Source organism: Sphingomonas sp. MMS24-J45 (genome assembly GCF_044881195.1).
Taxonomy (GTDB): domain Bacteria; phylum Pseudomonadota; class Alphaproteobacteria; order Sphingomonadales; family Sphingomonadaceae; genus Sphingomonas.
The window spans coordinates 2300383-2315151 of the sequence record NZ_CP173255.1 but is presented as its reverse complement, the minus strand read 5'-3'; the positions used below and the strand labels follow the sequence as shown (position 1 = coordinate 2315151).

The 14769-nt window shown below is 64.3% G+C and carries 15 protein-coding genes and 1 pseudogene; 5 read left to right on the top strand and 11 right to left on the bottom strand.

Annotated elements, in window-relative coordinates:
- Positions 1 to 70 precede the first annotated feature (70 nt).
- The 3 genes and pseudogenes from AB5I39_RS11365 to AB5I39_RS11355 all read left to right on the top strand — a co-directional run bounded on the left by AB5I39_RS11365 (position 71) and on the right by AB5I39_RS11355 (position 2651).
- Positions 71 to 666 (top strand): annotated as a pseudogene (locus AB5I39_RS11365) (SRPBCC family protein).
- Positions 666 to 1859 carry a zinc-dependent alcohol dehydrogenase gene (locus AB5I39_RS11360; RefSeq protein WP_404366699.1) on the top strand — a complete coding sequence of 398 codons (1194 nt, stop codon included), beginning with the start codon at positions 666 to 668 and terminating at the stop codon, positions 1857 to 1859. The pseudogene AB5I39_RS11365 and the gene AB5I39_RS11360 overlap by 1 nt, the downstream one beginning before the upstream one ends.
- A gap of 9 nt (positions 1860 to 1868) precedes the next feature.
- A complete protein-coding gene (locus tag AB5I39_RS11355; protein ID WP_404366696.1) occupies positions 1869 to 2651 on the top strand; it encodes an SDR family NAD(P)-dependent oxidoreductase in 783 nt (260 codons plus the stop codon).
- A 5-nt stretch (positions 2652 to 2656) separates the two neighbouring features.
- Here the strand turns inward: AB5I39_RS11355 and AB5I39_RS11350 are convergent, their stop codons facing one another.
- On the bottom strand, positions 2657 to 3391 hold the full coding sequence (locus AB5I39_RS11350) for a Crp/Fnr family transcriptional regulator (protein WP_404366694.1): 735 nt from the start codon (positions 3389 to 3391) through the stop codon (positions 2657 to 2659).
- A gap of 424 nt (positions 3392 to 3815) precedes the next feature.
- Here AB5I39_RS11350 and AB5I39_RS11345 point away from each other — a divergent pair, with 424 nt between their 5' ends.
- On the top strand, positions 3816 to 4358 hold the full coding sequence (locus AB5I39_RS11345) for a hemerythrin domain-containing protein (protein WP_404366691.1): 543 nt from the start codon (positions 3816 to 3818) through the stop codon (positions 4356 to 4358).
- Positions 4359 to 4500: 142 nt separating this feature from the next.
- Here AB5I39_RS11345 and AB5I39_RS11340 read toward each other — a convergent pair whose 3' ends face one another.
- Entirely contained in the window at positions 4501 to 4725 is a 225-nt protein-coding gene (locus tag AB5I39_RS11340; protein WP_404366688.1) for a hypothetical protein, read from the bottom strand.
- A 1-nt stretch (position 4726) separates the two neighbouring features.
- On the bottom strand, positions 4727 to 6049 hold the full coding sequence (gene hemN, locus AB5I39_RS11335) for an oxygen-independent coproporphyrinogen III oxidase (protein ID WP_404366685.1): 1323 nt from the start codon (positions 6047 to 6049) through the stop codon (positions 4727 to 4729).
- A gap of 104 nt (positions 6050 to 6153) precedes the next feature.
- Here hemN and AB5I39_RS11330 point away from each other — a divergent pair, with 104 nt between their 5' ends.
- Positions 6154 to 6849, top strand: a complete 696-nt coding sequence (locus tag AB5I39_RS11330; RefSeq protein WP_404366682.1) for an OmpW family protein — start codon at positions 6154 to 6156, stop codon at positions 6847 to 6849.
- A gap of 60 nt (positions 6850 to 6909) precedes the next feature.
- On the opposite strand, the gene ccoS is transcribed toward AB5I39_RS11330, so the two are convergent.
- From ccoS to ccoN, 8 genes are read right to left on the bottom strand one after another with little or no spacing between them, the layout of a single operon-like run.
- Entirely contained in the window at positions 6910 to 7062 is a 153-nt protein-coding gene (ccoS, locus tag AB5I39_RS11325; protein WP_404366679.1) for a cbb3-type cytochrome oxidase assembly protein CcoS, read from the bottom strand.
- Positions 7059 to 9197: a heavy metal translocating P-type ATPase gene (locus AB5I39_RS11320; protein ID WP_404366676.1), complete on the bottom strand. Its 2139-nt coding sequence runs from the start codon at positions 9195 to 9197 to the stop codon at positions 7059 to 7061. The genes ccoS and AB5I39_RS11320 overlap by 4 nt, the downstream gene beginning before the upstream one ends.
- Positions 9194 to 9649 carry a FixH family protein gene (locus tag AB5I39_RS11315; RefSeq protein WP_404366674.1) on the bottom strand — a complete coding sequence of 152 codons (456 nt, stop codon included), beginning with the start codon at positions 9647 to 9649 and terminating at the stop codon, positions 9194 to 9196. Before AB5I39_RS11315 ends, AB5I39_RS11320 begins: the two co-directional genes overlap by 4 nt.
- Complete coding sequence (ccoG, locus tag AB5I39_RS11310) at positions 9646 to 11133, bottom strand: cytochrome c oxidase accessory protein CcoG (protein WP_404366671.1); 1488 nt, start codon at positions 11131 to 11133, stop codon at positions 9646 to 9648. Before ccoG ends, AB5I39_RS11315 begins: the two co-directional genes overlap by 4 nt.
- Complete coding sequence (ccoP, locus tag AB5I39_RS11305; RefSeq protein WP_404366668.1) at positions 11117 to 12058, bottom strand: cytochrome-c oxidase, cbb3-type subunit III; 942 nt, start codon at positions 12056 to 12058, stop codon at positions 11117 to 11119. The genes ccoG and ccoP overlap by 17 nt, the downstream gene beginning before the upstream one ends.
- Positions 12051 to 12215 carry a cbb3-type cytochrome c oxidase subunit 3 gene (locus AB5I39_RS11300; RefSeq protein ID WP_404366665.1) on the bottom strand — a complete coding sequence of 55 codons (165 nt, stop codon included), beginning with the start codon at positions 12213 to 12215 and terminating at the stop codon, positions 12051 to 12053. The genes ccoP and AB5I39_RS11300 overlap by 8 nt, the downstream gene beginning before the upstream one ends.
- Entirely contained in the window at positions 12212 to 12949 is a 738-nt protein-coding gene (gene ccoO, locus AB5I39_RS11295) for a cytochrome-c oxidase, cbb3-type subunit II (RefSeq protein WP_404366663.1), read from the bottom strand. Before ccoO ends, AB5I39_RS11300 begins: the two co-directional genes overlap by 4 nt.
- A gap of 13 nt (positions 12950 to 12962) precedes the next feature.
- On the bottom strand, positions 12963 to 14612 hold the full coding sequence (ccoN, locus tag AB5I39_RS11290) for a cytochrome-c oxidase, cbb3-type subunit I (RefSeq protein WP_404366660.1): 1650 nt from the start codon (positions 14610 to 14612) through the stop codon (positions 12963 to 12965).
- Between the last annotated feature and the right edge of the window lie 157 nt (positions 14613 to 14769).

Genomic DNA, 14769 nt, shown 5'->3' with positions numbered 1-14769 from the left:
CGTCGGATAAGACAATTAACCGGGAACTTACCACCGCGATCATTCGATTAAGCCCCATCTATCCCGGAGAATGATCGTGACCGAAACGACTTTCGAACGTCAGCAGGATGACGCACCCTTGACTACGTCTAAACAAGGTGGCGCAGTCGATGAAGCGACGGCTTCGCTGATCGAGGATCGCGGCGACACGCTGTTCGCCAAGACCGTGACGATCAATCGCCCGGTGTCCGAACTGTTCGCCTATTGGCGCGATTTCGCCAATCTCGCGACTTTCATGGAGAATGTCGAACGCGTCGATGTATTCGATCCGCAGCGGTCGCACTGGGTTGTGAAGGCGCCAGCCGGACGCACGGTCGAATGGGACGCGATCGTTACCGAGGAAGCCGCAGACAGTTTCATCGCCTGGGCCTCGGCCGAGGGCGCGGACGTGCCGAATAGCGGACGGGTCGATTTCCGCGATGCTGGCGCACGCGGCACGGTGGTGACCGCGATGATCCTGTACGCCCCCCCGGTGGCGCGATCGGCAAGCTGATCGCGCGCATGTTCCAGCGCGAACCGACGATTCAAGCGCGGCGCGACCTGCGCCGCTTCAAGCAACTCATGGAAACCGGGGAAATCGCCACCGCCGCGATGAACCCAAAGCAGCTCGCAGAGGAGCAGGCATAATGCGCGCACTGGCATGGCACGGCAAACACGACGTCCGCATGGACACGGTCGACGATCCCGAAATCGTCAATCCGCGCGATTGCATCATCAAGGTGACCTCGACCGCGATCTGCGGATCGGACCTGCACTTGTACGACCACTACATCCCGACCATGCAGTCGGGCGACATTCTCGGCCATGAATTCATGGGCGAAGTGGTCGAGGTCGGCGCGAAGTCGACGCTCAAGAAGGGCCAGCGCGTCGTGGTGCCGTTCACCATCTCCTGCGGCTCCTGCTATCATTGCGGCAAGCATCAATATTCGGCGTGCGACAACGGTCTGCCCGCGGACAATCAGGACATTGCGCAGACTGCTTATGGTCAGCCGATGAGCGGCCTGTTCGGCTATAGCCACATGACCGGTGGTTATGCCGGTGGTCAGGCGGAATATGTCCGCGTGCCGTTCAGCGATGTCGGCCCGATCGTCATCCCCGACGGGATCGAGGACGACAAGGTGCTGTTCCTCTCCGACATCCTGCCGACCGGCTGGCAGGCAGCAGAGAATGCGCAGATCGAGCCCGGCGACACCGTTGCTGTATGGGGCTGCGGCCCGGTCGGGCTGTTCGCGGTGCAATCGGCTTTCCTGATGGGAGCCGAGCGCGTCATCGCAATCGACCATTTCGACAATCGCCTCGCGCTTGCGAAGAAGTTCGGGGCCGAGACGATCAATTTCGAAAAGAGCGCGGTTTATGACGCGCTAATGGAGATGACCGGCGGGATCGGCCCAGACGCGGTGATCGACGCGGTGGGCCTTGAGGCGCACGGACTATTTTTCGACAATGTGATCGACCAGATCAAGGCGTCCACTTTCCTCGGCACCGATCGCATCCATTCGATCCGTCAGGCTATCATTGCGTGCCGCAAGGGCGGCCGGGTGTCGATGCCGGCAGTGTACGGCGGCTTCGTCGATAAATTCCCGCTCGGCGCGTTCATGGAAAAAGGGCTGACGCTGAAGACCGGCCAAACTCACGTGCAGCATTACATGCCGGCACTTCTCGCCGCGATCCTGGACGAGAAGATCGACACCACCTTCCTGATCTCACACCGCATGGCGCTGGAGGATGCGCCCAAGGGCTATAAGATGTTCAAGGACAATCAGGACGAAGTGACGAAGATCGTGCTCAAGCCCGACTTTGCCACCGGCACGATGGCGTAAGGGCGGATCATGGCCGATACTTTCGCCGTCATCACCGGTGCCTCAACGGGCATCGGTTTCGAACTCGCAACAATCGCCGCACAGGAGGGCTATGACGTCCTGATCGTGGCGGACGAACCGCTGATCGAGGCGGCCGCCGCCGATTTCCGTCAGTTCGGCACCGATGTTCAATCGATCGAGGCCGACCTGTCGACGATCGAGGGCGTCGATCGCCTGGTCGCGGCGATCGGCAATCGCCCGGTGGACGTGCTGTGCGCCAATGCCGGGACCGGGCACGGCAACGCGTTCCTCGATCAGCCGCTCGAAATCTGGCGGCACACGATCGACACCAACGTCACCGGCACGCTCTACCTCCTGCAGAACGTACTTCTGGCGATGAAGGCGCGCGGAGCGGGCAACGTGCTCGTGACCGGGTCGATCGTCGGATACATTCCGGGCGCGTTCAACGCGGTTTATAACGGCACCAAGGCGTTCATCGACAATTTCACCGATGCGCTACGCAACGAGCTGAAAGACGATAAGGGCATCACGCTCACCACATTGTTGCCCGGTGCGACCGACACCGAATTCTTCGCGCGGGCCGACATGGAAGATACTAATGTCGGTCAGGCGAAGAAGGACGATCCCGAAAAGGTCGCGCGCGACGGCTGGGATGCGCTGATGGCGGGCAAGGCCCGGGTCACGTCCGGCTGGTATAACAAATTGCAGGTCGCCACTGCTGGCGTGGTGCCCCCTGCAATCCTGGCCGGGCTCCACCGCAGGATTGCGGAGCCCGGCTCGGGCAAGGACTGAGCCGCCTAACGCCCGGCCAGATGGAGATACGCCGGGTTGAAATCCGCAATGCGGCGCATCCCTTCCCAATCGACGATCCGCACTTCACGCTTGTCGCGTGTCATCACGCCGCGCGCGCCAAGCGTCTGCAACATGCGGTTTACATGGACCGGGGTCAGCCCGGTGGCGTCGGCAATATCCTCCTGGGTCATCGGCAAGCGGAAACGATCGGGGGAGCCCAGCCCCGCCGCCTCGCGCCGCGCGACGAATTCGCACAGCATGTGCGCGACGCGCGAAACCGCTTCGCGGCGCCCGACGTTCAAAACCCATTCGCGAAAGATCGACGCATCGATCAACGCCGAGCGCCATACGGCGGTGCGCACGGCAGGATGCTCGTCGATCACCCGCTGCAACTCGGCCTTCGGCACCCAGGCGATCGTCGCCGGTGTGATCGTCTGCACATTATGATCGGCCCGGTGCAGCTCGAGATGCTGGAGATCGAGCATGTCGCCGGGAATATGAAACGACACGATCTGACGTTCGCCCGAGGACGTGGTTTTGTGCCGGCAGGCGTAGCCCTCCAGCAACATGCAACACGCACTGGGCCGATTGCCTTCACGGACCAGATAGAAATGGGACGGATGTTCGGTCGTTTCGAAAGGCAAGGCTTCCAGCGCCGCCCGGTCCGAACTGGCGAGCGGGTAGACGCGGTCGAGACTGGCAATGACCTCTTGCAATGTCGTCGAGTGTTTGACTTTCATGGCCGTTCAGATGCGTCCTTCGATGGTTCTGCGTCAGGCTCCGCGCCATTGTCGCTACGGGCCTTCAGGGCCGACCGCAGACGCGTGATCCATGTTTCCAGGCTCCAGCTGTCACTGGTGTCATGCTGCTCCCGGCGTGGAGCAGGCGGGGATTCCTCGTCTGCCATCGCTTTATCCCGAAACAGAACCGATGAGGCGTACGATGCCCACTTCTGAGCCTTGCCGTGCGGCAACCCGCGACGCGCCGAATGGTTTCACGCCTTCCACCCTTGTCATCCCTTAATGCAGGATAAGTACACGATGCGTCCGGCGTAACATCAATTAACTCCCTAACTTGAAGCAAGTATCGATAAAATCGTGGATACCGGCGCGCGTTGGCAAGTTTGATCGAGCGGACCTTTTCAACCTTAGGAGGACGCCTGTCATGTCTCTGCTCGACAAAGCGATCGCTGCCGTTACCCCGCCCGAAAGCGAAGAGGCGCGCACCAGAGCGCGAACGGAAGCGGAGAGTATGGCCCCTCCCGGAAGCTGGCTTTCGCAGATCCTGGACCATCATCGCGAAATCGAGGCGCGCTTCGCCGACGTGAAGGCAGCGACCTCGCCCGAGGCCCGTCGCACCGCGCAAAAGGAACTGGCACTGATCCTGACCGCGCATTCGATCGCCGAGGAAGCCGCGATCTACCCCGCGCTCGCCGCCGACAAGCAGATCGGCCATGCCGAGCTCGCCTATCAGGAACAGTCCGCCGCCAAGATGGAGATGGGGCTGCTCGAACGGCTCGATCCGATGAGCGAGGACTATCTCGACAAGCTTGAACACATTCGCGGCGCGGTGGCGCACCACGTCTATTCCGAAGAAGGCACGTGGTTCCCGGAACTGGCTCGGGACCTGTCCGCAACCGACCTGGATTTCATCACGCAACGGTATGCCGAAGAATTTGCCCGCTATTCGCAGTCTGAGGTCGCCTGAGTCGGGTTAACGAAATCCAGGAACGGAGGTCGCTGCTCTGGTCGAGTTTCGCACCTCCGGTCCCGGTGGGCGGATCGGCCGCGCCCCGCGATTCCGATCGTCCAGCGCAGCATCATGCGGTACAAAAAGCGTCGGAAACCGCTCAATCTTCCTCTTCTGTACCGTCGCGCCGACTGCAAAGCGCGTGGCAGCCCATCGGGCAGGGATCGTGCGGCTTGTCATTGTGGCCACCCGGCACTGGGATAAGGCGCGTCGGATCGCCGCAAAGCGCGACGAACGCCGCATCGCCCGCCTGTTCCGGCTTAGCGAGCCCCGCCCCCGCCAAGCCGATCGCCGCCAGCACCGATGCGACTCCCCGCGCCAACATCTCAGATCGCGCTGCTGAAGCGCGTGGGCGACTGGTGCCGATACGGATCGAGCGCCGCAGCGATGCTCCGGGCATAGGGCAACCCCGCGGGTGGGATGGTCAGCTGCCGCCCGCGCCAGATCGCTAGCCCCGCTTCGACGAAGCGCGCGAGCCGCAGCTCGACCGCCGCCACCTCGGGCAGGCTGGCCAGATCGACCGTCCCCTGACACAGTAACGCCTCGATCGCGCGGCCGATTGCCTGGTCGGGGCGCGAGCGGACCCAGCCGCGCTCGGTGGCCAACTGCCCATTCGCGATGCGCAGGTGATAACGCCCCGCATTCTTCTCATTCTGCAACAGCCACCCGGGAAACTGGCTGATCGCCGAGGCGCCCAGCCCGATCAGCACGTCGGCGGGATCTTCGGTGAAGCCCTGGAAATTGCGCCGCAGCCTGCCCTGCCGCGTCGCCACCGCGATCGCATCGTCGGGCAGTGCGAAGTGATCGAAGCCGACCGGCTGATAGCCTGCGGCCGTAAGGCGTTCGAACGCGAACTCGGCTTGCGCAAAACGTAAGTCGGCATCGGGCAGCGCCGTGTCGTCGATCTGGCGCTGCCGGGGAATCAGGTGCGGCACATGCGCGTAGCCGAACACCGCGAGCCGATCGGGCCGCAGCGAAAGGGCGGTATCGATGCTTGCCGCCAGTGTCTCGACCGTCTGCGTCGGCAGGCCATACATCAGGTCGAAATTGATCGACGACACCCCTGCCGCGCGCAGCCGTGCGACGGTGCAGGCGATCATCTCGACCGGCTGGACGCGCCCGATCGCCGCCTGGATCGCGGCATCGAAGGTCTGCACGCCGAGGCTGACTCGCGTAATTCCATTGCGTTCGAGCGCAGCGGCCCAGGCCCAGTCGAAACCGCGCGGGTCGATCTCGACCGACAGGACCGGATCGTCGAGCAGAAACGCCTGCGACACGTGGCGCATCAGCGTGTCGAAATCCTCTGGTGCCAGCGCATTCGGGCTACCGCCGCCCCAGGCAATCCGCTTCACCCGCCCGCGCCCTTCGAGCGTCTTGCCGACCAGCGTAATCTCTTCGATCAACCGCAGCAGATAGGCCTGCACCCGCTGCGTGCGGTTGGCGGCGCCAGTGTTGCAGCCGCAATACCAGCACAGCTCTCGGCAATATGGGATGTGCAGGTAAAGCGAGATCGCCTCGTCCTGCCCGACCGTGGCAAGCGCCTGTGCGAGCTGCGGCGGACCGACCGTTCCGGTAAATTCGGCAGCGGTCGGGAAGCTGGTGTAGCGCGGCACCGGCTGAGCGAGCAAATCGGGATGATAAGGCCACATGCAAGCGTGATTGCACAGCCTGCAGCAGTGCGAATTGACCGTGATCAAAAGGCAAAGCCCTTGCGCGCCGCACAAACGGGTCGTCCACAAAGGAGGGACCCAACGTGAAGTTTTCCAAATTGATCGTCACCCCGGCCGCCCTTGCTGCAGCGCTTGGTGTCGGCCTTACCGCAACGCCCGCGCTGGCGAAGGAGGGCGAAGGCATCAAGGCGCATGACGTGCTCCTGCGCGTCCGGGGGATCTGGGTGAAGCCAACCGGCACGTCCGACGGCGTGCTGCCTGCCCTGCCCGGCGACCGCGTTACGGTGCGTGATTCGTTCGCCCCCGAAGTCGATCTGACCTGGATGGCGACGAACCATATCGGCTTCGAACTCATCGCCGCGACCACGCGTCATTCGGCGCATGGCAAGCAAGGCGTGACCGCCGGAATCGGCAAGGTGCTCAACACCTGGGTGCTGCCGCCGACGGTGACGGCGCAATACCATTTCAACCCGTCGGGCAAGGTGCGGCCTTATGTCGGCGCTGGGCTCAATTACACGGTGTTCTGGAACGAGAAAGCGTCGGATTCGCTGGTGGCGGCGGTCGGGCCGACCCGTGTCCATATCAACGACAGCGTCGGCTATGCGCTGCAGGGCGGGGTCGATGTCGATATCAACAAACGTTTTTTCCTGAACGTCGATGCGAAATATATCGACATTAGCCCACGCGCGACGCTCGATACCACCGCGCTGGGGCGGCAGACGGTGAAGACCCGGATCAGTCCGGTTGTCGTCGGGGTAGGGTTCGGTATCCGCCTGTAAGCGCGCTCCCGGGCGAGCCATTGGGCGGGCAGCGATGCCCGCCCGTTTTGTATGCGGCGATCACGCCGCTTCGTCGTCTTCCTCGATCAGGATGCGCAGTGCCGCGCCATCGAGGTCCTCGAACTGGCCCGAGCGCGCTGCCCAGAAAAACGCCGCCAGACCCGCAAGGCCCAGCCCCAACGCGACGGGTACGAGAACCGCGAGACCGGTCATCTTGCCGCGCCGCGCAGGCGCATCGCATTGGCAACGACGAGCAGCGAAGACCCCGACATTGCGAGCGCGGCGATCAGCGGCGTGACCATCCCCGCCATCGCGAGCGGCACCGCCAGCACGTTATAACCGATCGCCAGCACGAAATTCTGGCGCACCACGTGCATCGTCCGGCGCGCGGCACGGATCGCGATCGGCACCGCGCCGAGCCGGTCCCCGAAGAACACCAGATCGGCGGCGAGTTGGCCGACATCGCTCGCCGTTGCCGGCGCCATTGCGACATGCGCGCGTTTCAGGGCGGGGCCGTCGTTCAAGCCGTCGCCGACCATCAGCACCCGCTTGCCGAGCGCCGCCTGACGATCGATGAAGGCGAACTTGTCGGCTGGCGACAGGTTCGCGACGCCGATAATGCCGATCCGCGTGGCCAGCGCCGCCACCGCCTCCAGCCGATCGCCCGACAACATCAGCGGCGCGAGACCCATCGCGTCGAGCTGTGCCATCACCGCGGGCGCATCGGCACGCATGACATCGGCGAAGCGGATGAGCCGGGCCGGGTTTTCGCCCCAGCGGAAGGCGGTCGTAACCTCGACGCCGGTCGCGGTTGCGCCGATCCAATCGGGCCGCCCAAGCCGCGCGGTCTTTCCATCAACCACCGCTTCTATGCCCAGCCCCGGATGCTCGACGATGGCGGTAGCGATCGTGGTTCTCACCGGGGCGCTGCCCAGCGCATCGCGAAGCGCGCGGGAGAGCGGATGCCGACTGGCCTGCGCCAAGGCCAGCAGTGCCGCGCGCTCGACCGGGTCGTCCGGCAGTCCGTCAAGCGCGGTGAGGCCAGCGAGGGTGATCGTCCCGGTCTTGTCGAACAAGGTCGTGTCGATCTCCGCCAGCCGTTCGAGCGCGGAGCCGTCCTTGATCAGGATGCCGGCCCGCATCAGTGCCCCTGCCGCGACCACTTGCGCGATCGGTACGGCGAGGCCCAGCGCACACGGGCAGGTGATGATCAGCACGGCGACCGCGATCATCACGGATTCGTGGAGCCCCGCCCCCGCAAGCATCCACCCGATGAAGCTTAACGCCGCCAGGCTGTGGACCGCAGGCGCATAAAGCCGCGCCGCGCGATCCGCGATGCGAACATAGCGCGACTTGCCCTGCCCCGCGCTTTCCATCAGCCGCGCGATCTCGGCGATGACGGTCTGCGTCCCGACGGCGGTGACGCGAACGGTCAGCGGCGCGTCGAGATCGATCGTGCCAGCCAGCACCGTGGCCCCTGGTGTCACGCGCTCGGGCACACTCTCGCCCGTCACGAGTGCGCGGTCGACATGCGCCTCGCCCGCTTCGACCACGCCGTCGACGCCGATCCGCTCGCCTGCAGCCACCAGCACGCGCATTCCGGGCGCGATATCCGCCGCCGCGCGCATTTCGGTTGAGCCGTCGGGGCGCAAAACCTGCGCTTCGGCCGGCACGCGCTCGAGCAGCGCCGCCACGCCATCGGCAGCCCGCGCGCGCATCATACTGTCGAGGAAACGCCCGGCGAGCAGGAAGAACAGCAGCATGATCGCGCCGTCGAAATAGGCATGGGCGCCGCCGGTCGCCGTCTCGTAAAGGCTCATGGCAGTGGTCAGCACGACGCCGATCGAGATCGGCACGTCCATATTGGTATGTCCATGCTTCAGCACGCGCCAGGCACTGGTGAAGAAGGGACGGCCGGCATAGGCAATGGCGGGCAGCGCGATCAGCGCGGACAGCCAGTGGAACAGGTCACGCGTCGCCCCCTCCGCGCCGGACCAGACCGCAACCGACAGCAGCATCACGTTCATCGCCGCAAAACCGGCGACGGCGAGCGCTTTCATCAACCCGCGGCTCTCGTCATGCACGGTCGCGGTCTCGCACTCGCGCATGATATGCGCCGGGAAACCGAGCGCCTCGATCGTCTCGCGAAGGGTGTCGGTGGAGACTGACGACACATGCTGCACCACGATGAGGTGCGCACCGAAATTCACCCGCGCACCGGCGACCCCCGCCAGCCGACCGACCGCGCCCTCGATCCGGGCGATACACCCGGCACAGTGCATCCCCTCGATCGCAAAGCGCGTTTCGATCGCAGGCTCTGCTGGAATGATCCGGCTGATCGCGTTCATGTCCGCACCGCATCCTCGAAATGCGCGTCATGGCCAGCCGATTGAAGATCAATCCGTAGCAGCCAGCGTCCCTTGGGCAGCGGGCGATCGGCGACATACCCCTCGGCGACGGGCAGCATCCGAACGTGTTGGTCCGGCAAGCGGCCAAGCGGGTGGCGCGCCGTGACCGCCATGCTGCCTTTTATCATTACACCATCCGCACCGGTGGCGACGATCCGCAGCCGGCCGCCACCATCGATCGCCGGGACGACGTGCCAGCCTAGTCGGTCCTGCGCCCGCGCCGCCGCCAGCCAGCCGTTGAACCGCTGGCTCGCGACATAACTGTTCTCCACCACCTCGCCCCCGAACGTGCCGACGGCGAGGCGCGCCATCGTGACATTGACCGCGATGATCAGGCCGAAAAAACCAATCATCAGCAGCAACATATGCGTGCCGGTAAAGGAACGGGTCATTGGTCATGCTCCGCGTTTTCAGGGCGATCGAAGCGCGTGGTGTCGCGCGCATGGCCACCCTCCGCGTCGAGCGCGCGGACGGTGAAAGTGATGTCGACATGTTCGGGGCCAACCGCCGGGGCGGCCACGAACATCTGGACCGGCCGCACCTGATCGGCATCGACGTGGAGGCGGACGGATTGCGCCGCTCCAGTCCGTTCGCCGTCTTCATCCCACAACAGCGCGCCCGGCACGCCAGCGATCGACACTTCGACGTCGCGCGGGCGCTCTTCCATATTGCGGACCTTGACGACGTAGCTGTTGCGCACCGCGCCGTCCGACAGGCGCACCCATTGCGGGTTGCGACCATGCGCGACCGACAGATCGATCCGCGTGCGATTGCCGAGCGAGAACACCATGCCCAGCCCGATGGCGCCCCAGACGCCGAAATAGATCAGCGTGCGCGGGCGGAGCAGTCGGTTGAGCGCGGTCCAGGGCGTGCCGCCGGAATTGGCGATGCGGGCGTCCGCCTCGGTCGTATAGCCGATCAACCGGGGCTCGCGGCCCAGCTTGGTCATGATGTCATCGCAGGCATCGATGCATAGCCCACAGGTGATGCAGCCGATCTGCGCGCCGTCTCGGATATCGATCCCGGTCGGGCACGCCGCGACGCAGGCGTTGCAATCGATGCAGTCGCCGATCCGCGCCTGCGGCTCGGTCGCCAGTTCGACCAGATCGTGCGTGCGCTTCAACCCGCGCGTCCTCGGTTCCCCGCGCCAATACTTATACGCCACGGCGAGCGAATGCTCGTCCATCAGCGTCGCCTGAATGCGCGGCCAGGGGCACATGTAGATGCACACCTGTTCGCGCATCAGCCCGCCCAGCGTGTAGGTGGTGAAAGTCAGCACCCCGATCGTCGCATAGGCAACGAACGGCGCGCTGCCGTCCACCAACTGCCGCGCCAGAGTCGGTGCATCGGCGAAGTAGAAGATCCACGCGCCGCCCGTCGCCAGCGCGATCAGCAGCCAGATCGCGTGCTTGGCAACGCGCCGCGCGATCTTGGCCGGCCCCCAGGGCGCATTCAGCAAACGGAACTGCGCGTTGCGATCGCCGTCGATCAGCCGTTCGACATGGACGAACAGATCGGTCCACACCGTCTGCGGACAGGCATAGCCGCACCACGCGCGCCCCACCGCCGAGGTGACGAGGAACAGGCCGATCCCGGCCATGATCAGCATCCCCGCGACGTAATAAAACTCGTGCGGCCAGATTTCGATCGAGAACAGATAGAAGCGCCGATGTGCGATATCGACCAGTGCCGCCTGGTGCGGCGCATAGGGGCCGCGATCCCAGCGGATCCACGGCATGACGTAATAGATCGTCAGGGTGATCGCCATGATCGCCCATTTCAGGCGCCGAAAGCTGCCATGCACGGCCTTTGGGAAAACCTTGCGGCGCGCCTCGAAGAACGGCTCCTGGTGGATCAGGTCACTTGGGTCGGACATTGGCCGCTACCGCTGGAGGGATCGGCACGGGGGGCGCCGCAACCGGTGGTTTTTCGCCACCGCCCAGCGAATGGACATAGGTGGCGAGCATCTTGATCGTCACCGGGTCGAGCCGCCGGTTCCACGCCGGCATGATGCCGTAGCGTGCGTTGGTGATCGTTCGCGTCAAGGTTTCCCGATCGCCGCCATAGAGCCAGATGCCGTCGGTAAGGTTCGGCGCACCGACCTGCCGCCCTCCGGTCCCATTGTCGCCGTGGCACACCGCGCAATTGTTGGCGAACAGCGTGCGCCCGCGCCCCGCCGACGCCGATGCCGCCTCCTGCCGCGAAAGCGTGCGGACGTAGGAGACGACATCCTGGATTTGCGGTGCGGTCAGGATGCCGTCCTTTCCGAACGCCGGCATTTGCGACATGCGGGTAGCATCGTCGCCCGGCTGACGAATGCCGTGGGTGATCGTCTGCTGCAGCGTGGCAGGGTCCCCACCCCACAGCCAATCATCGTCGTTAAGGTTGGGATAGCCGATGTTCCCCGCCGCGCCGGCACCGTGGCACTGCACGCAATTGACCTTGAACGCCGCGCGCCCGCCCTCCACCGCTGCGCGCAGCAGCTTAGGGTCGGCGGTCAGTTGCTCGATCGGGGTGTTGGCGATCGCCGCCAGCACCGGCCCCTTGCGCTGCGCATCGGCGCGCATTTCCTCCGCGAGCTGGCGATGGCTCGACCAGCCGAGCGTCCCCTTGCTGCCGCCCCCCGTCATGGGAATGGCGGGATAGAGCACGACATAGACCAAGGCGAAGATGATCGTGCCGTACAGCGTGTACAGCCACCAGCGCGGCATCGGCGTGTCGAGTTCCTCGATCCCGTCCCATTCGTGTCCGACGAAGCCGGTGCCGGTGGCGGCGTCTATCCGCTGATCATGCTCAGCCATTGGTCTCATCCTCGTCTTCCAGGATCATGGTGGCGGCGCGCACATGGGCGTCGCGGGCGCGGGGCAGGAAGGTCCAGCCGGTGAAGGTGAGGAACATCACCCCCATCGCGACCAGGCCCCAGCTATCGGCGAAGTGGCGCAGCGCGTCGTAGCTCATTTCGCGCGCTCCTGTGCCTCGACCGCCTTGAAATCGACCTGCGTACCCAGTTCCTGCAGATAGGCGACCAGCGCATCCATCTCGGTCACGCGCGACGGGTCCCCGTCATAATCGCGCACCTGCGCCTTGGGATAACGCTTGAGCAGACCCGCGGTGTCGCCCTCGCCGCCCGCCTGGATTTCGAAATCGGCGGCGGCCTGCTTGATGTCCTCGGCGCTATAGGGAACGCCGACGCGGCTAAGCGCCACCAGATGTCCCGCCATCGTGTCACCCTTCAGCTCGCGATCGGCAAGGAAGGCGTAGGGCGGCATGATCGATTCCGGCACCATCGAGCGCGGGTCCTTCAAATGCTGGACATGCCATTCGTCGGAATAGCGACCGCCGACGCGGGCGAGATCGGGCCCGGTCCGTTCCGATCCCCATTGGAACGGGTGATCGTACATGCTCTCGGCCGCCAGGCTGTAATGGCCGTAGCGCTCGACCTCGTCGCGGAACGGACGGATCATCTGGCTGTGGCAGCCATAACAGCCTTCACGCACATAGATGTCCCGGCCCGCCAGTTCGAGCGGGGTATAGGGACGCACGCCCTCGACCTTTTGAACCGTCGACTGGATCCAGAACAAGGGCGCGATCTCGACGATGCCGCCGATCGCGACCACGACGAGCGACAGCGCGCCCAGCAGGGTCACATTGCGTTCGATCCGCGTGTGACGATGGAGGAATGAGGTAGCCATGATCCGATCCTCCTTACTTGGCAGCTGCGAGCGTTGATGCCGGGGTCAGCGGATGATCCCGTCCGGCATCGAAGGGTGTTTGCATGAGCGGCGCCTCGACGCGCAGCTTGCCCGCGATCGTCATCCAGATGTTGACGACCATGATCACCGCGCCGGCGAGGTACAGCCCGCCGCCGATCGCGCGGATGAGGTAATAGGGATGCAGCGCCTGCACCGCTTCCGCGAAGGAATAGACGAGGTATCCGTCCGCCCCATATTCGCGCCACATCAACCCCTGGGTGATGCCGGCCACCCACATCGAGGAGGCGTAGAACACGATGCCCAGCGTCGCGCACCAGAAGTGCCAGTTGACCATCCGCAGCGAATAGAGCCGCTCGCGATCCCACAGCCGCGGCGTCATGAAATAGAGCGCGGCAAAGGTAATCATGCCGTTCCACCCGAGCGCGCCGGAATGGACATGGCCGATGGTCCAGTTGGTGTAATGCGACAGCGAGTTGACCGACTTGACCGACATCATCGGCCCTTCGAAGGTGCTCATGCCGTAGAAGGCGAGGCTCGCCACCATCATGCGGATGATGGGGTCGGTGCGGACCTTGTCCCACGCGCCGTTGAGCGTCATCAGCCCGTTGATCATGCCGCCCCAGCTCGGCATCCACAGCATGATCGAGAAGACCATGCCCAGCGTCTGCGCCCAGTCGGGCAGCGCAGTGTAATGCAGGTGATGCGGACCCGCCCAGATGTAGAGAAAGATCAGCGACCAAAAGTGGATGATCGACAGGCGGTAGCTATAGACCGGCCGCTCCGCCTGCTTCGGCACGAAGTAATACATCATGCCCAAGAAGCCGGCGGTCAGGAAGAAACCGACCGCATTATGGCCGTACCACCACTGCGTCAGCGCGTCCTGCACGCCCGAGAAGGCCGAATAGGATTTCGAACCGAGGAACGACACCGGCACGGTCAGATTGTTGACCAGATGCAGCATCGCGACGGTGATGATGAAGGCGAGGAAGAACCAGTTCGCGACGTAGATATGCGGTTCGCTACGCTTCAGGATCGTGCCCGCGAAAACGATCAGATAGCTGACCCATACGATCGTCAGCCAGATGTCGACATACCATTCGGGCTCGGCATATTCGCGCCCCTCGGTCACGCCCATCAGGTAACCGGTCGCCGCCAGCACGATGAACAGCTGGTACCCCCAGAACACGAAGCGCGCGAGCGCCGGCGCGAACAGCCGTGCGCGGCAGGTGCGCTGCACGATGTAGAAGCTCGAACAGAGCAGTGCATTGCCGCCGAACGCGAAGATCACCGCCGACGTATGCAGCGGCCGCAGGCGTCCGAAGGTGGTAAATTCGGTTGGAAAGTTGAGCAGCGGGAAGGTCAGCTGCAGCGCGATGAACAGGCCGACGGCGAACCCGGCGATGCCCCAGAACACCGTGGCGATCACGCCCCAGCGGATCACCTCGTCATAATAGCGCCCGGTCTCGGCCACCTTCGGCGCCTGCCCCGCCTGCTTCATCGTCACGAACGCAACCGTCAGGGCGGATACGGCGGCGATCGCCATATGGACGCTGAACCCAAAATCCGCTGCGGTGCTCGCGCAGCCGGCCGCAACAAAGGCCAGGATCATCCAAAATCCCGCCCGCATCACAATCGAATCCATCCCGGTTCCTTCCATCGAACCGGGCCGCTATCGGCGGGCTTTGCAGCCTACCCTTTGATTTTGGTCAATTGCGTGGAGAACGATCGCGCGCGCCGCGCACGATGCATGGCTTCACGCTACTTTTAGATTAGGCCGCGCGGCCGCCTTTGCGATCGAC

Bases quoted from the DNA above. Each gene is read 5' to 3' on its own strand.
- AB5I39_RS11360 (WP_404366699.1), top strand. From the start codon at position 666: ATGCGCGCACTGGCATGGCACGGCAAACACGACGTCCGCATGGACACG.
- AB5I39_RS11355 (WP_404366696.1), top strand. From the start codon at position 1,869: ATGGCCGATACTTTCGCCGTCATCACCGGTGCCTCAACGGGCATCGGT.
- AB5I39_RS11350 (WP_404366694.1), bottom strand. From the start codon at position 3,391: ATGAAAGTCAAACACTCGACGACATTGCAAGAGGTCATTGCCAGTCTC.
- AB5I39_RS11345 (WP_404366691.1), top strand. From the start codon at position 3,816: ATGTCTCTGCTCGACAAAGCGATCGCTGCCGTTACCCCGCCCGAAAGC.
- AB5I39_RS11340 (WP_404366688.1), bottom strand. From the start codon at position 4,725: ATGTTGGCGCGGGGAGTCGCATCGGTGCTGGCGGCGATCGGCTTGGCG.
- hemN (WP_404366685.1), bottom strand. From the start codon at position 6,049: ATGTGGCCTTATCATCCCGATTTGCTCGCTCAGCCGGTGCCGCGCTAC.
- ccoS (WP_404366679.1), bottom strand. From the start codon at position 7,062: ATGACCGGTCTCGCGGTTCTCGTACCCGTCGCGTTGGGGCTGGGCCTT.
- AB5I39_RS11320 (WP_404366676.1), bottom strand. From the start codon at position 9,197: ATGAACGCGATCAGCCGGATCATTCCAGCAGAGCCTGCGATCGAAACG.
- AB5I39_RS11315 (WP_404366674.1), bottom strand. From the start codon at position 9,649: ATGACCCGTTCCTTTACCGGCACGCATATGTTGCTGCTGATGATTGGT.
- ccoG (WP_404366671.1), bottom strand. From the start codon at position 11,133: ATGTCCGACCCAAGTGACCTGATCCACCAGGAGCCGTTCTTCGAGGCG.
- ccoP (WP_404366668.1), bottom strand. From the start codon at position 12,058: ATGGCTGAGCATGATCAGCGGATAGACGCCGCCACCGGCACCGGCTTC.
- AB5I39_RS11300 (WP_404366665.1), bottom strand. From the start codon at position 12,215: ATGAGCTACGACGCGCTGCGCCACTTCGCCGATAGCTGGGGCCTGGTC.
- ccoO (WP_404366663.1), bottom strand. From the start codon at position 12,949: ATGGCTACCTCATTCCTCCATCGTCACACGCGGATCGAACGCAATGTG.
- ccoN (WP_404366660.1), bottom strand. From the start codon at position 14,612: ATGGATTCGATTGTGATGCGGGCGGGATTTTGGATGATCCTGGCCTTT.